Annotated in this window: 16 protein-coding genes; 13 read left to right on the top strand and 3 right to left on the bottom strand. The window is 40.2% G+C overall.

Annotated elements, in window-relative coordinates:
* A partial coding sequence (locus DW103_RS06670; protein ID WP_199652983.1) for a hypothetical protein occupies positions 1 to 620 on the bottom strand: 620 nt, incomplete at its 3' end.
* Positions 621 to 1037: 417 nt separating this feature from the next.
* Between DW103_RS06670 and DW103_RS06665 the strand changes: the two genes are divergently transcribed.
* The 4 genes from DW103_RS06665 to DW103_RS06650 all read left to right on the top strand — a co-directional run bounded on the left by DW103_RS06665 (position 1038) and on the right by DW103_RS06650 (position 4923).
* On the top strand, positions 1038 to 1976 hold the full coding sequence (locus DW103_RS06665; protein ID WP_122274887.1) for a DUF5106 domain-containing protein: 939 nt from the start codon (positions 1038 to 1040) through the stop codon (positions 1974 to 1976).
* 268 nt (positions 1977 to 2244) lie between these two features.
* On the top strand, positions 2245 to 2877 hold the full coding sequence (locus DW103_RS06660; RefSeq protein ID WP_122274886.1) for a bifunctional nuclease family protein: 633 nt from the start codon (positions 2245 to 2247) through the stop codon (positions 2875 to 2877).
* Positions 2874 to 4190: a NupC/NupG family nucleoside CNT transporter gene (locus DW103_RS06655; RefSeq protein ID WP_122274885.1), complete on the top strand. Its 1317-nt coding sequence runs from the start codon at positions 2874 to 2876 to the stop codon at positions 4188 to 4190. The genes DW103_RS06660 and DW103_RS06655 overlap by 4 nt, the downstream gene beginning before the upstream one ends.
* Positions 4191 to 4224: 34 nt before the next feature.
* Entirely contained in the window at positions 4225 to 4923 is a 699-nt protein-coding gene (locus DW103_RS06650; protein WP_122274884.1) for a 16S rRNA (uracil(1498)-N(3))-methyltransferase, read from the top strand.
* An 87-nt stretch (positions 4924 to 5010) separates the two neighbouring features.
* Here the strand turns inward: DW103_RS06650 and guaA (DW103_RS06645) are convergent, their stop codons facing one another.
* Both guaA (DW103_RS06645) and guaA (DW103_RS06640) read right to left on the bottom strand, forming a co-directional pair.
* Positions 5011 to 6318, bottom strand: a complete 1308-nt coding sequence (gene guaA, locus DW103_RS06645; RefSeq protein WP_122274883.1) for a glutamine-hydrolyzing GMP synthase — start codon at positions 6316 to 6318, stop codon at positions 5011 to 5013.
* A 49-nt stretch (positions 6319 to 6367) separates the two neighbouring features.
* The gene (guaA, locus tag DW103_RS06640; protein ID WP_122274882.1) at positions 6368 to 7888 is read right to left on the bottom strand and encodes a glutamine-hydrolyzing GMP synthase; all 1521 of its coding nucleotides are present in this window, start codon (positions 7886 to 7888) and stop codon (positions 6368 to 6370) included.
* A gap of 97 nt (positions 7889 to 7985) precedes the next feature.
* Here guaA (DW103_RS06640) and DW103_RS06635 point away from each other — a divergent pair, with 97 nt between their 5' ends.
* The 9 genes from DW103_RS06635 (at position 7986) to DW103_RS06595 (ending at position 19793) form a co-directional block, all read left to right on the top strand.
* Positions 7986 to 8891 carry a hypothetical protein gene (locus DW103_RS06635; RefSeq protein WP_122274881.1) on the top strand — a complete coding sequence of 302 codons (906 nt, stop codon included), beginning with the start codon at positions 7986 to 7988 and terminating at the stop codon, positions 8889 to 8891.
* Position 8892: 1 nt separating this feature from the next.
* On the top strand, positions 8893 to 9486 hold the full coding sequence (locus tag DW103_RS06630) for a Crp/Fnr family transcriptional regulator (RefSeq protein ID WP_122274880.1): 594 nt from the start codon (positions 8893 to 8895) through the stop codon (positions 9484 to 9486).
* Positions 9487 to 9614: 128 nt separating this feature from the next.
* Positions 9615 to 11006: a TolC family protein gene (locus DW103_RS06625; protein ID WP_122274879.1), complete on the top strand. Its 1392-nt coding sequence runs from the start codon at positions 9615 to 9617 to the stop codon at positions 11004 to 11006.
* A 22-nt stretch (positions 11007 to 11028) separates the two neighbouring features.
* On the top strand, positions 11029 to 12042 hold the full coding sequence (locus DW103_RS06620) for an HlyD family secretion protein (protein WP_122274903.1): 1014 nt from the start codon (positions 11029 to 11031) through the stop codon (positions 12040 to 12042).
* Complete coding sequence (locus DW103_RS06615; RefSeq protein ID WP_122274878.1) at positions 12039 to 13217, top strand: ABC transporter permease; 1179 nt, start codon at positions 12039 to 12041, stop codon at positions 13215 to 13217. The genes DW103_RS06620 and DW103_RS06615 overlap by 4 nt, the downstream gene beginning before the upstream one ends.
* Before the next feature lie 11 nt (positions 13218 to 13228).
* Entirely contained in the window at positions 13229 to 14485 is a 1257-nt protein-coding gene (locus tag DW103_RS06610; protein ID WP_122274877.1) for an ABC transporter permease, read from the top strand.
* Positions 14486 to 14633: 148 nt separating this feature from the next.
* Positions 14634 to 15197, top strand: a complete 564-nt coding sequence (locus DW103_RS06605) for an RNA polymerase sigma-70 factor (protein WP_122274876.1) — start codon at positions 14634 to 14636, stop codon at positions 15195 to 15197.
* 70 nt (positions 15198 to 15267) lie between these two features.
* On the top strand, positions 15268 to 16245 hold the full coding sequence (locus DW103_RS06600; protein WP_122274875.1) for a FecR family protein: 978 nt from the start codon (positions 15268 to 15270) through the stop codon (positions 16243 to 16245).
* A 242-nt stretch (positions 16246 to 16487) separates the two neighbouring features.
* Positions 16488 to 19793: a TonB-dependent receptor gene (locus DW103_RS06595; protein ID WP_233545627.1), complete on the top strand. Its 3306-nt coding sequence runs from the start codon at positions 16488 to 16490 to the stop codon at positions 19791 to 19793.
* The last annotated feature ends 9 nt before the right edge of the window (positions 19794 to 19802 follow it).

The raw sequence follows: 19802 nt of genomic DNA, 5'->3' as shown, positions 1-19802 counted from the left end.
TACAGGAACATATCTCTTTCCCCCTTTTTAGCAACGACGGCTTTGCAGATATTGTATTTGTTCTCATATACCTCACCAGAGAGATTGAAAGGATATTCGACTGCCCAATTGGTATTGAACATTTTCTTAGCCTTATGCTTTGAATAATGGGTTATCATTTCATTCAAGTCTTTTATATCGTTTTTACTGGCCCCTTTGTATTTGTTACCATATTGAAAATCCCATTTTATTCTGTTGAAAGTTAAGCTTTCATACGAAAACAAATCAGGTCTCTTAGACATTAGGCCCTTGGTACTTATTGCAACATCTCCCATAAAGATAAAAACTACACATTCGGTATCCTGATGGCGTAGAATGCTAGCAACCATTCCGAAAAAGACCTTAAAAGCTGTTGGCCCATGAAATGGTTCATTTCTGTAGTCTTGCTTGATAGTCGGATAAGGTGATTCATCCGATACCGGGGTAACATAAATCCCCTCCTTATTTTGAGAAGCCGAATAGGAAGATGGCAAATTTACCTCCATATCCAATATCTTTGCAGCCGACTCCAGTCTGGTCTGTGCAAAACAGTTTACAATAAATATATTTATCGTAAATAATACAAGAAATAGTTTTTTCATCTTGTTTTGTAATTAAGTTAATACATGGCTTTTGCAATATAAGCTGCTTCGTTTGCCGGTTTATCTTCGGCTCTCATCATAAACTCATCGGTTAACCTACAAATACATCTCCTTTAAAATGTTTTATCAACGCATTCTTTCTAATCTCTACAAATACAGCTCTTTCAAAAGGACTTATTTACAAAGTAAATCATAATTTTTTTGATATTCAAGTTATTTTCTGTTTTTTATCGATAGTGCTGATTTTATAAAATGTGTTTACACACTTCCCGTAACACTACTTTAAAATCAGAAAAACAATCAGTTAAAAAATGAATGGATTTATAGATTGTCCGGATAAGCAGTTTTTAAAATACAGGCCCTTGGGAATATTATCAGGAAGAATATTATATATTTGCACTACAAAAGTATAATACTATGATAGTCAGATTATTTATTTTACTTACATTCTCTTTGATGTTTAATGCCTGTAGTGGCCAGCAGAAACCTCAAAAAACGCAGGAAAGTGCGAAGGAACGTACTTTTGAAATGGTTGCTGTTCCGAGCGTGATAACAGAACCGGATAAGCGTGCTGAATACTTGGTGATGCATTATTGGGATAAATTTGATTTTACCGATACAGCGTATATACATTTGCCGGAGGTGACCGAACAAGCTCTTGCCAATTATATTGACATTATGCGATATGCTTCACCCGAAGTAGCGGCTTCGTCTATAAAAAATATGTTGAATAAAGCACAGGCTGATAGTAGTATGTTTGCTTATTTTACCGGGATGTATGAAAAGTATTTGTACGAACCGAACTCTCCGATGCGCAATGAAACTTTATATATCTCTGTATTACAAGCTACACTTGATGCCGGCGTTTTGGATGAGGTCAGTAAAATTCGTCCTGCGAGTTTGCTCGAACTGGCTTTAAAAAACAGACCGGGGGAGTTGGCTTCCGATTTTACTTATACATTAGCCAATGGAAGAAAAGGTACTTTGTATGGAGTCAAAGCTCCTTATTTGATTTTATTCTTTTATAATCCGGATTGTCCTGCCTGTAAGGAAATTACAGACCGGCTGGCTGCTTCGGAATTTATAAATGGGAAAATTAAAAATAAGGAACTGAAAATATTGGCTGTTTATCCGGACGAGGATTTGACGGCTTGGAAAAATCATATCTCCTATATGCCTGCAAGTTGGATAAATTCGTATGATGAAACAATCAGTCTCAGAAATGATGAGGTGTACGATTTGAAGGCGATACCGACGCTTTATTTGTTGGATAAGGATAAAAAAGTACTCTTGAAGGATGTGACATTTAACCAGGTAGAAGATTATTTAAAAAATCAAATTCTCCAGCCATCCTGAACCCAATGATTTGTTAATGGCTATTAAACAAGCGATTACTTTATTGAAATAATACTAAATCTTGAATGTTTATGCCGTAAAACTATGCTATATAACATAAAATGGCTATATTTGCACTGTGTTTTTCATGGTATTAGATTTAAGGTTAGCAATGAAGATTGGCTGTCCGTGACGGATAGCCTTTTTTTATAGACCTTCCTCTCTTTTTTGTATCATAAATCCTGAAATAATATTACTTTTGTATATTGACTAAATAAAATGATTTGTTGTGGATACAAGAATAAAACTACGAGTACAAGGATTGACGAATAGTCAGATACAGTCCGGAGCTTATGCCCTGATTTTAGCTGAAGAACAGGGAACTCGTCGCATACCTATTATTGTTGGGACTTCGGAGGCCCAGTCTATTGCAATTGCGTTGGAGCATATTACGCCTCCCCGTCCTTTGACCCATGATTTATTTGCATCTTTTGCACAGGCATTCGGTGTCCGGTTGCGAGAGGTCTTTATTTATAAATTTGAGGATGGGGTATTTTATTCGGAATTGCTTTTTGACGATGGAAGCAGTCAGATACGGTTGGATTCGCGAACTTCGGATGCGATAGCCATTGCTCTGCGAGTAAAATGTGATATTTATACAACTCCCGATATAGTAGCGGAATGTGGTGTCGTGCTGGAAGAGGCTATGGCAATAGAGGAAAAAGATGACGATGAGTTTATTTTGGACTTGGAGCCTGAAGATATAAAGGATGAGGTTCAGTTGAAAAAGTGGTTGTCCTTGCTGGATGAGGAAGAATTGTCGGAACGTCTTGAAGATGCTATATCGGACGAGAATTATGAATTTGCCAAAATGTATAAGGATGAAATACGCCGTAGGGAAGAGGAGGATAAAACTACATGATAGAAGAACAATTGGGTTTTAGCCTCGAATCTTTATTACGGGGGGTATTGGGAATCGCTACGATTATTGGAGTGGCTTGGTGTTTGAGTTACGACCGGAAACGGGTGGACTGGAAATTGGTGGCCGGAGGTTTGTTTATGCAGCTTATTTTCGCTTTGGCTGTTCTATACGTGCCTTTTGTTGGAACGGCTTTAGAGTGGATAGGAAAAGCTTTTATCAAACTGATGGATTTTACGCAAGCTGGAGTAGCTTTCCTATTAGGTCCGTTGGTGACAAATAGTCAAGGATTTATTTTTCTACTGAATTCCTTACCTGTGGTAATATTCTTTTCTGCATTGGTTTCCCTTTTTTATCACTGGGGAATTATTCAGCGGGTAGTCGGTGCTTTTTCGTGGGTGTTACGCCGTTTTATGAACATATCCGGAGCTGAGGGCTTGGTTACTTCCGGAAATGTGTTTATGGGAATGACGGAGTCGCCGGTTCTAATTAAGAATTATCTTCCGGCTATGAACCGTTCTGAAATATTTTTGGTAATGGTTTCCGGTATGGGAACGATTGCCGGAACAGTGATGGGAACTTATATCGGCATGCTGGCCGGAGGTGACCCTATCGCAAAAGTGTTGTTTGCCAAACATTTGCTTTCAGCTTCGTTGATGGCTGCTCCAGGGTCTATTGTGATGGCTAAAATATTATGTCCGCAGACAGAACCGGCTGATGACCGGTTGGTTAAGATGGAGAAAATCGGCAAACAGTCGACAATGCTTGACGCGCTGGCTGCCGGAACGGCAACTGGGGTAAGGCTGATGGTGAATATTGCGGCTATGTTGTTGGTCTTTATTGCGTTGGTCGCTTTGGCTAATTATCTCTTGGAAGGGGTAATTGGCCGTTATACCGGTTTGAATGAATGGATTAGCTCTATTACGGGCGGCAAGGCGGAAGGCTTGACTTTTCAGTTTATCCTGGGCGTGATTTTGTCGCCATTTATGTGGTTGATAGGAGTTCCGTATCAAGATATCATGTTGGTCGGTTCTTTATTGGGGCAGAAAACTATCCTGAATGAATTTGTAGCTTATTTTCAATTGCAGGAGTGGAAGGATGCCGGTTTGTTTATGTACCAGAAATCCGTGTTGATGTCTACGTATATATTATGTGGTTTTGCGAATATCTCTTCCATTGGTATTTTACTGGGAGGAATGGGGGTTTTGGCTCCTGAAAAGAGAGAGCTGATAACTCGGTTTGGGGTGCCTGCCATGATTGGCGGGGCATTGGTCTCTGTTTTGTCGGCAACGATTATAGGTATGATACTCGGATGATAGAGAATTAAGAATTGAAAATTAAGTATTAGCTGTGCAGATATTTTATACACCGGATATTCTGATTCGTCCGGAGCTTCCGGAGGAGGAAGCCGGGCATTGTATCCGTGTTCTCCGCTTGACGGAGGGGAATGAAATTTTATTGACGGATGGCAAAGGTTCTTTTTATAAGGCTGCTATCAGCCGGGCGCATCCGAAACATTGTGAAGTAACGATTTTGGAAAGTTGGCAACAGCCTCCTTTGTGGAATTTCTTTTTGCATATAGCTGTGGCACCGACTAAGAATATGGATCGTATGGAATGGTTTGCCGAAAAGGCAACTGAAATAGGTATTGATGCTATTACTTGTTTGAATTGTCGCTTTTCCGAGCGCAAAGAGATTAAACCTGCCCGTTTGGAGAAGATTCTGGTGAGTGCTATGAAACAGTCGCAAAAAGCGACTTTACCGGAACTGAACGGGATGACGGATTTCCGTACCTTTGTCAATCGGCCTTTCGACGGACGTAAATTTATAGCGCATTGTGAGGAAACGGATAAGAAGTTGCTAAAGCAAATTTATCATCCCTGTGAAAATGCCTTGATTCTGATTGGTCCGGAGGGAGATTTTAGTCCGGAAGAAATTGATTTGGCTTTGAAAAACGGTTTTGAACCGATCTCGTTGGGTGAAAGCAGATTGCGTACCGAGACTGCGGCTTTGGTTGCTTGTCATACCATACATGTGTTGAATCAATGAAATAGTTTAAGCGATTGAGAAGAAGAAAAAACAAAAAAAGTGTATCTGAAATTATTTCGGATACACTTTTTTCTGTTTTTATGATTTTTATTCCCACTCGATTGTTGCATTCGGTTTGGGAGACATGTCGTAGCAAACGCGGTTTACGTTTTTCACCTCTTTCAGGATACGGTCCGTGATTTTCATCAAGATGGGCCAGTCAATCGGTTCGATAGTCGCAGTCATGGCATCCACCGTATTGACGGCACGGATGATAACAGGCCATTCGAATGAACGGGCATTGTCTCTGACACCTACCGATTTGAAGTCAGGAACGACAGTAAAATATTGCCATACTTTTTTGTCTAATCCGGCATTCCGGAATTCTTCTTGAAGGATTGCATCAGCTTCACGTACGGCCTCCAGACGGTCGCGCGTGATAGCGCCCAAGCAGCGTACACCCAATCCGGGACCGGGGAACGGCTGGCGGTAAACCATCTCGTAAGGTAAGCCCAGTTCTACACCGCAGGCACGTACTTCGTCCTTGAATAACTGACGCAAGGGTTCCACTAATTGGAATTGCAAATCATCAGGCAGACCACCTACATTATGGTGTGATTTGACCATTTTTGCAGTCTTTGTCCCACTTTCTACAATGTCAGGATAGATGGTTCCTTGTCCCAAAAAATCGATACCATCGAGCTTGCGGGCTTCTTCTTCGAATACACGGATGAACTCACCACCGATGATTTTACGTTTTTGTTCAGGATCGGCTACATTTGCCAGCTTATTCAGGAAACGGTCGGTCGCATCTACATACACCAGATTTACGTTTAGCTTATTCTTGAATATTTCGATAACAGCTTCTGATTCGCCTTTGCGCATCAAACCGTGATTGACATGCACGCATACCAATTTGTCGCCGATAGCTTTGAAAAGTAACGCGGCAACAACCGAACTATCTACACCTCCGGATAGGGCCAACAAAACTTTTTTGTCGCCTACCTGACGACGGATGAGTTCTATCTGGTCGTTAACGAAATTCGTCATATTCCAGTTTGCTTCAGCTTTGCAAGTATCAAAAACAAACGATTTTACGTTTTCTTTGATAGCCTCTACATCATCGGAAAATGCTGCGAGTTTGACTTCGCATCTAGCTTTATCGTGACCGGCTGCTATAACAGGAATACCTGCGGAATAAATAGCCGGGTCCACATCAATGGCAATACCGTCGATTACATTGTTCGGACCACCGTTGATAATAATGCCTTTTACATTCGGCAGCGCATGCAATTCCTTAACGGTAATATCATGCGGATAAATTTCACTGTAGACACCGAGTGCACGAATAGCTCTAGCCAGTGTCGTGTTTTCATGGCTGCCTAAATCTAAAATTACGATCATATCCTGTTTCATCGTATTTTTTCCTGAATTTATGTTGTTGTTAGATTAATTTGTTGTGTTCTTATTCCCACTCGATTGTTGCCGGGGGTTTGGAGCTGATATCGTACACAACGCGGTTTACGCCTTTTACCTTATTAATGATTTCGTTGGAGACTTTCGCCAGAAATTCGTAAGGTAGTTGTGCCCAATCAGCAGTCATGGCATCGGTCGATGTTACGGCACGCAGAGCAACGGTGTTTTCGTAAGTCCGTTCATCACCCATTACGCCGACAGATTGGATAGGAAGCAGGATAACTCCGGCTTGCCAAATCTTGTCATACAATCCCCATTCACGCATCAACGACATATAAATATCATCGGCGTCTTGCAAGATACGGACTTTTTCAGGAGTGATATCACCTAAGATACGGATACCCAGACCCGGACCCGGGAACGGATGACGTTTAATCAAATGCGGTTGCATACCCAGTTCCATGCCTACGCGACGGACTTCATCCTTGAAAAGAAGGCGAAGCGGTTCTACCAATTTCAGGTTCATTTCCTTCGGCAGACCGCCTACGTTATGATGACTTTTGATGACAGTGCCTGTAATAGACAGGGATTCAATCACATCAGGATAAATAGTGCCTTGTCCCAGCCATTTTATATCTTTCAGCTTGTGGGCTTCCTGGTCGAATACTTCGATGAAACCTTTGCCGATAATTTTCCGTTTCTTTTCCGGTTCGGTTACTCCTGCCAATTCTTTATAGAATTTGTCTTTCGCATTGACACCGATAACGTTCAGACCCAAGTGCTCGTAATCCTTCATTACGTTTTCGAATTCATTCTTACGCAACAATCCGTGGTCGACGAAAATACAAGTCAGGTTTTTACCGATTGCTTTATTCAGCAGAACGGCAGTTACGGAAGAATCTACCCCTCCCGAAAGAGCAAGGATTACTTTATCATCTCCCAATTTTTCTTTCAGTTCGGCTACTGTCGATTCGATGAAAGATGCGGGTGTCCAGTCTTTTGCGCATCCACAAATATTCAGGAAATTGTCTAATAATTTAGTTCCGTCGACGGTATGGAAAACTTCCGGATGGAATTGCACTCCCCAAGTTTGTTCGCCTTCGACATGATAAGCGGCGGCTTTTACATCGTCTGTGCTGGCGATAATTTTGAAATTTTCGGGAAGAACGGTTATTGTGTCTCCGTGTGACATCCAGATTTGAGAACCGATATTGATGTCTTTTAATAAAGCATCTTCACTGTTAACCTGTGTGAGGTTGGCACGTCCATATTCGCGGGAATTGGCTGGTTCCACATTTCCTCCGGATGTATATGCCATGAATTGTGCTCCGTAACAGATACCCAAGACTGGATATTTTCCTCGAATTTCGCTTAAATCTGCTTTAAAAGCATTGGTGTCGTACACTGAGTAAGGACTTCCGGAAAGAATGACTCCTTTGACATCTGTGGCATCGTGCGGAAATTTGTTGTAAGGGACAATCTCGCAATACATATTCAACTCACGGACTCTACGCCCTATCAGTTGAGTTGTTTGCGAGCCGAAATCAAGAATAATAAGTTTCTCGTGCATGCAAATTATTATTTTAATTGAGTGGCACAAAGGTAGAAATAATATTCGGATTTTAAATCATTTTTTTTACCTTTGCATGCTCATTTTACTATGAACTATGGATACGGAAAAGAAAGAAACAAAAGAAATAAATAAACTTTCACTCCTGATTATGGTTGTGATTGTGCTGTTAGTGCTGATTGGCGGTACTGTTTATTATATCTTCCATCAACGGCAAAAGATGGATGAGCTGGAGCAGATGTATGTGCTGGACAAAGAAACAATGGAAGATGATTTGAATGAGATTTCTCTTAAGTATGAGGGGGCTAAGTTTAAAGTAAGCAACGATTCTCTGTTATCCCTTTTGACAACAGAGGAAGCAAAAGTACAGCGTCTTCAGGAAGAGTTGCGGACTGTGAAGGCAACCAACACCCAGGAAATTTCCCGTTTGAAAAAGGAATTGCAGACATTGCGTAAGATTATGCGTAATTATGTGGAGCAAATCGATTCGCTGTACCAGGTAAACGAACAATTGACAAAGGAGAAAAATGAAGCTGTAAAAAAATACCAACAAGCATCGTCTACGGCATCCACATTAAAAAAAGAAAAAGAAAAGCTGACCGAACGTGTCACATTGGCAAGCCGTCTGGATGCGACAGGGATTACTGTGACTCCCGTAAACTCGCGTGGAAAACCAGCAAAAGTTATCAAAAAGATGGAACAGTTTGTTGTTGATTTCCGTATTGCTAAAAATATTACCGCTCCGGTAGGCGAAAAGATGGTATATGTCCGTATAATGAAACCGGATGATGACATTTTGGTAAAGAGCCGTGCAGACGTTTTTACTTTCGAAGGAAAAGAAATCAATTATTCGATGAAGAAACTCATCGAATACGATGGAGAGGAGCTACCTGTTACCATGTATTGGAATATTGAGGAATTTTTGTCTCCGGGGACTTACAGGGTAGACATTTTTGTGGATGGTAATCAGATTGGCCGTCAGAACTTCACATTGGAGAAATAAGATGGAAACAGATCCTCACTTTGCAAGACTTTTAGCTGATATACCGGAAGCACTTGCTCGTGATGAGGTCTTTTTGAGTGAATTGGAAAGTCATGCGAAAGTTGTGTATGTGAAAAAAGGAGACTATTTGCTCCGTTCGGGACAATTATGCCAAGATGCTTATTTTATTAATAAAGGACTATTCATTAATTTATATATAAATGAGAAGGGGAATGAATGTGTGACAGGTTTCGCCTCTGACAATCAATATCCATTTCTTTCTGCAATCGGTTATTTTACACAACAACCTTCCGACTTTGAGATAAAAGCGATTGAAGCAGGTGAACTGCTTTGTTTTTCCCGTATCCATATAGAGACCCTTTCTCTGAAATATCCTTTGTTTGCCTCTTACTATCAGAATATCATGCTGACTATTATTTCCAAACTGTATACTATGTTTGCTATCCGCCAGTCTTCAACAGCGGAAGAATTTATTCAATATCTCTACAACCATTATATGTGGATTATAAACCGTGTCCCCGATAAATACATCGCTCATTATATGGGTATAAGCAATGCTTGGTATTGTAAATTGAAAAAGCGTATCTTTAATTGAATTAGTTCAATTTTATATTTAATTTGAACCTGTACATTTGCAGCGGGATTTCTTACATTTGTCCGTTAGGTATAAGTATTTGAGGTTGGAGAAAAAAAGTTTATGTTTCCGAATAAAAACAAATAGAGATGAAACGAATTGTCGTATTAGTAGCTTTGCTGATTTTGTCGGGCTATGCGAGCTCGCAACAGACATTGACTTTAGAGGAATGCCGGAATTTAGCTATTCAGAACAATAAGGAGTTGCAGATTTCGGGCGAAAAAGTAAAAATGGCCGGAGAAGAAAAAAACGCAGCTCTTACTAAATATTTTCCACAATTGTCGGCTACCGGTGCATATATGTGGAATCAGAAAGATATCAATTTGCTTGATATGGGGGCACTGAGTACCTCTCTCGGTTCGGCATTGGGACCATTGGCACAACTCCCTGTTTTTGGACAACTGATGGAAGGTGTAAATGATATGCAGCATCTGGATATTCAAAATATATGGGTCGGAAGCGTTTCGTTGGTTCAGCCCGTATTTATGGGAGGAAAGATTATTTCCTATAATCAGATAACCCAATATGCCAAACAATTAGCCGAATCGCTGAATGACTTGCAATTGCAGGATGTCATTTATAAAACGGATGAAACCTATTGGCAAGTGATTTCTCTTATTAATAAAAAGAAATTGGCTGATGCTTATGTGGACTTGCTTCGTAAAACAGACCACGATATCACAGCAATGATAGCAGAAGGCGTGGCGACTGAAGCGGATGGTCTTTCCGTTAAAGTAAAGTTGAACGAGGCGGAAATGGCACAGACGAAAGTAGATAACGGCTTAGCTTTATCACGTATGCTGTTGGCACAGATATGCGGGTTGCCTTTGGATGAACCGATGGTATTGGCAGATGAGAACGTGGAGAGTTTTCCCTCAAAAGAATCCGGCATAACTGTAGATGTGAACGAAGCGTTTATGAATCGTAATGAGCTGAAGAGTTTGGATTTGGCTACAAAAATATATAAAAGGAAAGAGCGTATCGTCCTTTCCGAGATGTTGCCCAATGTCGCTTTGATGGCTAATTATTTGGTGACAAATCCGAATGCGCATAATGGCTTTAAAAATGATTTTTCAGGGATGTTTAATGTAGGAGTGATGGTGAAAGTTCCTTTATCCGGTTGGTGGGAGGGAACATTTAAACGCAATGCCGCTCGTGCCGAGACTCATATTAAAACATTGGAACTGATGGATGCCCGCGAAAAAGTGGAGCTTGAGGTTAATCAGTCGGTTTATAAGGTAAATGAAGCGAATAAGAAACTGATAGCATCTTCCCGGAATATGGAGAATGCCGAAGAAAATTTGCGTCATGCTAATTTCGGATTTGAAGAAGGGGTGATACCGGCATTGAACCTGATGGAAGCACAAACCGCCTGGGTTTCGGCGCGTTCCAGTCTCATTGATGCCCAGATAGAGGTGAAACTGACAGAGGTCTATCTGACTAAAGCTATGGGTAAACTTTCCGTAAATGAACAAAAATAATAACAATAAAACTATAGATAAGATGAACGGGAATAAGAAGTTTTCGATCAGTAATATGCTTCTTGCATTTATCACGGTTTTGGTCGTGATTGGATTAGTTGCATTAACCGGTTTCTTTTTGCTGACACCACCGGATGATATTATTATGGGGCAAGCAGAAGCAACTCAGGTGCGTATCTCTGGAAAAGTGCCGGGACGAATAGAAGCTTATCGATTTGGTGAAGGAGATAGGGTGAAAGCTGGGGATACGTTGGTCTTTCTGGATACACCGGAGGTTTTGGCTAAATTGCAACAGGCTGAGGCTGTTCGTAAAGCGGCTGAGGCTCAGAATGCAAAAGCTATAAAGGGTGCTCGTGTTCAAGAAATTGCAGCGGCGCATGAAATGTGGCAAAAAGCACTGGCGGGGTTGGAGATTGCAAAGAAATCTTATACGCGGCTCCAGAACTTATATGATAAAGGTGTCGTGTCTGCTCAGAAGCGCGATGAAGCTGAAGCGAATTATAAAGCAATGGTTGCAACTGAAAAGGCTGCCAAATCTCAATATGACATGGCTATGGACGGAGCTCGCACGGAAGATAAGGCTGCTGCGGCTGCACTCGTTCAGCAAGCTGGTGGTGCAGTAGCAGAAGTGGAATCCTATTTGAATGAGTCGGCTTTGGTTTCTCCGATTGACGGAGAGATTTCCGAGCGTTATCCGGAAGTGGGAGAACTGGTAGGTACTGGTGCTCCGATTATGGATATTTCTGATTTGGATGATATGTGGGTGACTTTTAGCGTTCGTGAAGATTTGTTGAAAGATATCCAAATCGGTTCTGAACTGAATGCTTTTATTCCGGCTTTGGATAATAAATCAGTTAAACTGAAGGTTTATTATTTGAAAGATATGGGAACGTATGCTGCTTGGAAAGCAACAAAGACAAACGGACAATACGATTCTAAGACTTTTGAGGTACGAGCTCGTCCGGCTGAGAAAATTGCAGGTTTGCGTCCCGGTATGTCAGTTGTTATGAAGAAAAAGGGAAATGAGGTATTATGACGTTTGAAGAGAGTTTACATAAAATCCGAACAGTTGCCAATCGGGAAATACACCGATGGGGGAAAAGTCCGATTTACTTCTTTTGTATGTTGGTTGCTCCTACTATCTGTGTCATTTTCTTTTTGTCCTTGATGAAGGATGGATTACCGACAGATATGCCGATTGCCGTTGTCGACTTGGATGGGTCGGCTACTTCGCGCAATTTGGTCCGTCAATTGGATGCGTTCGAACAGACGAAAGTAGTGGTTCGGACAACTTCATTCGATGAGGCTCGCCGGGAGATGCAGAAAGGCAATGTGTATGGTGTTTTTTACATACCGGAAGATTTTGGTGTGGATGCTGCTTCCGGTCGGCAACCTCGATTATCTTTTTATACGAATGGTACTTATCTGATAGCAGCCTCTTTGTTGTTTCGGGATATGAAAACGATGTCGGTACTGGCGGGAGCATCTGTCGGTTTGCAGACCGGATTAGCTAAAGGCTATACTGAAGACCAGATTATGGCACAACTTCAACCGATTGTTATCGATACACATGCGTTGGGTAATCCTTGGTTGAATTATTCGGTTTATCTGAATAATACCTTGTTGCCGGGTGTGTTACAATTGATGATTTTTCTGGTGACAGTCTTTAGCATAGGCTCTGAAATTAAACATTCGACTTCTCGTGAATGGTTGGAATCCGGAGGCAATTCGATGACTGTCAGTTTGCTGGGAAAATTATTGCCGCAGACAGTCGTATTTACTGTTGTAGCCTTTTTGTATTGTGCCGCACTTTACGGATTCAACTCTTTTCCATTGAATAGCGGTTGGGGACCTATGCTATTGGCTTTGTTTCTGTTGGTCATTTCGTCGCAGGCAGTCGGAGTCTTTATGATCGGTTTGTTACCTACTTTACGTTTGGGACTAAGTTTTGCCAGTTTATTCGGCATGTTAGCCTTTTCGATAGTAGGTTTCTCTTTCCCTGTACTTGGAATGGACCCAACTTTGCAAGCTTTAAGCGATTTGTTTCCACTTCGCCATTATTTTTTGATTTATGTGGATCAAGCATTAAACGGACGCGATTTGTTTTATTCGTGGACTGAGTATGCCTGGCTTACTGGTTTCCTGATATTACCGTTCCTGATTGGACGAAATTTGAAAGGGGCGTTGCTATACTTTAAATATATTCCGTAAAACCATAAGTTATGAAGAGAGAGAATCGTTTACAATATATAATAAAGGAGGGTTTTCTGGATACATTTTATATCTGGAAGGATGAACTGAAGAACGTGTTCAAGGATTCAGGTGTTGTGATATTTTTCTTTCTTGTTCCGTTTATTTATCCTATATTATATGCCTTTATCTATAATAATGAAGTGGTGCGCGAGGCAAAAATGGTCGTTGTGGATCAATCGGATTCTTTTCTGAGCCGTGAGTTTACCCGTCGGGTTAATGCTACGGCAGACGTGGAGGTGGTTGCTGTCTGTTCCGATATGGCGGAAGCAAAAAAGATGCTGGATGAGAAGAAAGCATATGGAATTTTGTATTTTCCTTCGGAGTTTAGCAAAGATCTGCATAAGGGGAAGCAAACGACTTTGTCTTTGTATTGCGATATGAGTAGTTTGCTGTTTTACAAAGCTTTTTTGTTGGCTTCGATGGAAGTATCGTTAGATATGGGAAAGGAGCTGCGGGCACATAATTCCCCTGCATCTTCCGGGAAGATGGAAGAAATTATGGTGGAGCCTATTCCTTATGAATCAGTCGCTATTTTTAACTCACAGAATGGTTTTGCCAGTTTTTTAGTACCGGCTATCCTGATATTAGTATTGCAACAAACATTGGTGTTGGGGATTGGCATGTTAGGTGGAACAGCACGTGAGAAGAATCGTTTTCATACATTAGTACCTGTCTGTCGCCATTTTAACGGGACTCTACGTATTGTATTCGGTAAGTCGTTGACTTATTTATTGCTGTATGTTGTTGTTTGTATTTGGGTTTTGGCTATTGTTCCAAAACTATTCGGGCTTCCTCAAGTTGGCGAGTCTTGGACAATTATGTTCTTTATTCTTCCATATTTGTTTGCCTGCATATTTTTTGCAATGACTTTGTCCGGATTTATGCGAAGCCGTGAAGCTCCGATGTTGGTATTTGTCTTTACATCAGTCGTGTTGATTTTTATTTCCGGCGTTTCTTGGCCGAAAGAAGCGATACCTCCGTTCTGGAAAGTGATTGGATATGTATTTCCGTCTACTCCCGGAATTCAAGGTTTTATCCGTATCAATACCAGTGGGGCAACCTTGAATGAGGTGGCGCATGAATATCGTACGCTTTGGGTACAGGCCGGTATCTATTTTATTACAGCTTGCATGATTTATCGTTTCCAGATTATGCGCAGTCGTAAATTGATTATTAAGCAGTATCGGTATATGAAGATGCAGCGGGCACTACGCAAAGGTAAATAATGTTTTTTGTGTTCTCTGAAATTTTCGAGTCTCTCATTTTGGAGATAGATTTATTGATAGGTGTGGCATATTGTGGTTGTTTTATATATTTTTTGTTTTATATTTTGTTTATAAAAGAATACTTTTGCAAAACTAAAACTGATGTATAATGGATAAGTATTCTGATTTTGAAAACTTGTATGTGGATTATTTCCCCAGATTAGTCCGTTTTGTCCGGGAATATGTTATTTCAGGAGAAGATGCTGAGAATATTGTACAAGATGTTTTTGAGGAGATTTGGAAAAGGAAGGACGGATTTTCTGATAATATAAATTTGGTGGCATTTCTATTTACCTCAGTAAAAAATAGAAGCCTGAATTTCCTCTCTCGCGAATTAACTATGAAGAAAGTCGAAAATGCTATTCAGGAAGAATATTTTTTATCACTTCAATTAAAACACGACTCCTTAGAGGTCTTGGATGTTAAGTTTGCGGACGATGAGTCTTTGGAACAACTCTTGCATAAAACCATAGACTCTTTACCGGAGCGATGTCGGGAAATTTTTATTAAGTGCAAATTGGAAGGGCGTAAACAAAAAGACGTGGCCTTGGAAATGGGTATCAGTCAAAATACGATTGAAACCCAAATGGGGATTGCTTATAAAAAAATCCGAGAGGAACTGAAAGACTATTTTCCTCTGTTGCTGTTTCTTATGCATATTTGGAAACATTAATCCGAAAATTTTTATTAAAAAAGTTTTTTTTCATTTAGCGGATTTTTAAAGCTCATTTGTTTTATAACAAATGGAGGCGGAAGATATGCTGAGTGAATATTTAAACTATAGAGATAAGAAAATACCTCAACAAGAACGTATCGCGTTCTTGAAAAAGGTTATGCAAGATAAGTCTTTGAAGGCTGAATTCATCAAATATCAAAATTTGGATGCTTTGCTGTGTTTACAGAAACAGCCGAATGATCGTAAACAGGGTGAATTCTATTTAATCAACTTGATGCATCAAGTTCGTCGGAAAAATTCTTTCCGACGAACATTATATACTATTTTATCTACTGCGGCTGTAGTTTTAATACTCCTTGGTGGCTGGTTGGTTACGTCCTTACATGATTCCTCACAGTCGGATTCTTCTATGGAGCGGGTTTTTGTTCCGGCCGGACAGCGTATGAGTCTGACTCTTCCTGACGGTACGGCAGTACAACTCAATTCAAATTCAGAATTACAATATCCTAAAGTATTTAAAGGTAAAGAACGTCGTTTGTTCTTGAATGGCGAAGCTTTTTTTAAGGTGGCTAAAGATGCTGCCAGACCTTTCGTCGTGTCTTCTTATGGTGTTGATGTCATGGCTCTTGGTACGGAGTTTAATGTTATGTCATATTCTCAAAATCAATATACAACAGTTTATTTGAAAGAAGGGATGGTTAAAGTATATGAGCCGACTCTGGAAGAGAATGCAATTATACTGGAACCTCAACAAGAGTTGCATTATGAAGATGGTAAATCGGATGTTAGGACCGTGCAACTTGATAGCGATAGTTGGCAGTATGGTATTTACAGCTTTGAAAATGAGAGTTTGGAGAATATTGTCAGGCGTCTTTCCATTTATAGTGGGACTCAGATACAGATAGAAAATCCAAAGTTGAAAGTGAAACGATATACAGGAGAATTAAATAGAGCAGAGGATATAGAAGAAACTCTGAAAGTACTCCAGAAGGTATATAAGTTTCAAATAAAAAAAGAAAATACGGATGAGTTTATATTACTATAATTATTAATTTAAATCAAATGCTATGTATTGTGAGATGTTTTTTAATAAAGCTGGTCCATTCAGCAAGTTTTTAACAGAGTGTATTATTAAATATCTGATAATTGTCAGGATGTTAGCGAATTAATACTATTAATTTATTTAATTTATGAAACATGAGAAACAGTTTATTATTTAACAATGTTGTGTTTTTTTCGAAGAATAATTATAAACGTTTTTTCTGTTATTTGAGTCTATTGCTATGTATGGTGTTCGTAAGTACAACTTCATTGTTAGCATCAGAAGCGAATGTACAGAATAAAGTAGTGGAGATTTCTTCTAAACAAATGACGGTATCTGAGTTATTGAATGCTGTTAAAAAGCAGACAGGATATCTGGTATTGTTCAGCAGTGAAGATGTTGATTTGTCTAAAGTTGTAACTTTGGATAAAGGTAAAAAAGACGTGGAGGTTTTGCTGTCTCGCGTGTTTGAAAGTATGGGCATAAGTGTTGAATTGGAAGGCAATCACATCATTTTGTCCAAATCTGAAAAAACACAGGATAGCAAGTCTATACGTATTAATGGTACAGTGTTGGATCAGCAGGGAAGCCCACTTCCCGGCGTTAACGTAGTGGTTAAAGGTTTGCAGCAAGGTACGACAACGGATGCTGATGGTAATTACTTTTTGGATGTACCTTCAAGATCTTCGATATTGGTATTTTCTTATATCGGTTTTGAAAGCCAAGAGGTAAGAGTCGGTAACATGATTAATATCAATGTTAACTTGGCTGAAATTTCAACCGGTCTTAACGAAGTTGTTGTTGTGGGTTATGGCTCACAAAAGAGAGCTTCTATCGTTGGTTCTATCACAACTATTGAACCAAGTGTTTTGAAACAGGGAACAACCCGTGCCATTAGTAATAATCTGGCAGGACAAGTTGCCGGTATTCTTGCCGTACAGCGTTCTGGTGAACCGGGAGCGGATGGTTCGAACTTCTGGATTCGTGGTATTTCTTCATTTACGGGTGCAGGAATAAGTCCATTAGTGTTGGTTGATGGCATTGAACGTACGTTAGATGACCTGAACCCGGCAGAAATCGAGTCTTTCTCTGTTTTGAAGGATGCTTCCGCTTCTGCCGTGTATGGTGTACGTGGTGCTAACGGTGTTATCTTGATTAAAACAAAACGTGGTCAATTGGGTAAGCCAAACGTGAATGTTCATTACGAACAAAGCTTCACGCAACCGACAAAACTACCTAAATACATCGGTTCAGGAGAATATTTGACTTTGTTGAATGAGTTAAGTGATAATTCTCCTTATTCGCAGGAAACAATTGATAATTATATTAAAGGAACAGATCCGGATTTATATCCGAATATAGATTGGATGGATTTGATTACAAAAGATTATTCAACTAATCAACGTGCGGATATAACTATCAATGGTGGTTCGAATATTTTGCGTTATGCATTAGTCGGTTCATATTATGGTGAACGGGGTATTTTTGAACGAGATAAGAGTAATAGCTGGGATTCCAGTACAAGACTGAATAAATTCAACTTGCGTTCGAATGTCGATATTAACATAACACCGACAACGGTAGCAACTATTAGTGTCGGTGGATATCTGCAGGAAACAAATGGAATGACCGTTTCATCGGACGACGCGTTTAGTGCAGCTTTTGAAACTCCTCCATTCGTGCATCCGGCTGTATATTCAACCGGTGAATATCCGGTAGTTCGCCAACGTGTGAATCCTTGGGTACAGGTTGCGGAAAAAGGGTATTCTACTTATTCCAGCAGTAAAATAGAATCTATGTTTGCTTTGGAGCAAGATTTGAAATTCTTAACTCCGGGGTTGAAAGTCAAAGGTATTTTCTCTTTTGACCGTTATTCAAGATCAGGTATAGTCAGGTCGCGAACTCCGACTTTGTACAATCCGGCAACTGCCAGAGATGATGATGGTAATCTGATTTTGACAGTAGCAAACGACGGACAAGACTTTTTGGATACATCAAGTAAGACAGAATGGGGTAACAAAGCAACTTATCTGGAAGGTAATATCTCCTATGACCGTACATTCGGCAAACATCATGTGGAAGGTTTGTTCTTGTATAATCAGCGTGATTATCAGGATGGTTCTATTGTTCCTTTCCGCCGTATGGGTATTGCCGGTCGTGCTTCTTATACATTTGACGGTCGTTATATTGGTGAATTTAACTTTGGTTATAATGGCTCTGAGAACTTTGCAAAGGGGTATCGTTTCGGTTTCTTCCCTTCAATAGCTGTCGGTTATTTGTTGTCGGAAGAAAAGTTTATGGAACCGTATAAAAAAACGTTCTCTAAGATTAAAGTCCGTGGTTCGTTCGGTTTGGTTGGTAATGACCAATTGAGTGGTCGTCGCTTTGCTTTTCAGACAACGATTAACCAGGGAGATGGATATTGCTGGGGGGCAGATGGTAACAACTATGGCCGTGCAGGTCGTTGGGAAGGTGATTTCGGTATTCCTAACCTGACTTGGGAAACGGTATCTAAAACCAATGTCGGTCTTGAATTGGGTTTATGGAATGCATTGGATTTCCAAATCGATTATTTCTTTGAACATCGTTATGATATCTTTATGCAACGTAATACAATACCATCTTCTGCCGGTTTCCGCTCTACCCCATGGGCTAACTTCGGAAAGGTGGACAACCAAGGTATTGACTTGTCTTTAGTGTACAATAAACAGATTAATAAAGATTGGTATGCTGGTTTCCGTGGTACGTTTACTTATGCAGTAAACAAGATTATCGAACAGGATGAAGCTCCTGGTGTAATGGGTACGAACCGTCAACGGACAGGACATTCGGTTAGCCAGTTGTTTGGTTTGGTTGATGAAGGATTGTTTACAGAAGCTGATTTTAAGAAGGATGCCAATGGTGAATTCTTAGTGGAAGATGGTCGTATGGTGTTGAATGATGATATTCCAGCTCATGCATTCGGTCCTGTTCGTCCTGGTGATATCAGGTACAAGGATGTAAATGGCGATGGTGTTGTGAATACGATGGATGAGGCTGCTATCGGAGGTACATACGATCCGCAGATTGTATATGGTTTCGGTGGAAACTTAAGATATAAAAATGTAGACTTTAATGTATTCTTCCAGGGAAATGGTCGAACATTCCGTTTTGTGGGTGGTTGTTATAACAACTTTACTCCGGGTGAAACAATGGGAGCTATGGGTAATATTTTGACTAACTATAATGATCGTTGGACTCCGGAAAATCCCAGTCAGGATGTTTTTTATCCACGTTTGACATATGGAAAAAGCGAAAATAACGTGCGTAATTCAACTTGGTGGTTGCGCAATATGAGTATGGTTCGTATGAAAGATGTGGAAGTCGGTTATTCTTTCCCGAAAGAATGGGTGCAACGAATCGGTCTCTCAAATTTCCGTTTGTATGCAAAAGGCAGCAACTTGCTGACTTTCTCCGGTTGGAAATTATGGGATCCTGAAATCGATACTGGTACAGGTACGAAATATCCAATTATGAAATCTTTCTCTGTCGGTTTGGATATTAACTTCTAAAAATAGGAA

Source organism: Parabacteroides sp. AM08-6, from assembly GCF_003473295.1.
Classification (GTDB): Bacteria; Bacteroidota; Bacteroidia; order Bacteroidales; family Tannerellaceae; genus Parabacteroides.
This window is presented reverse-complemented; position numbering and strand designations above follow the sequence as displayed.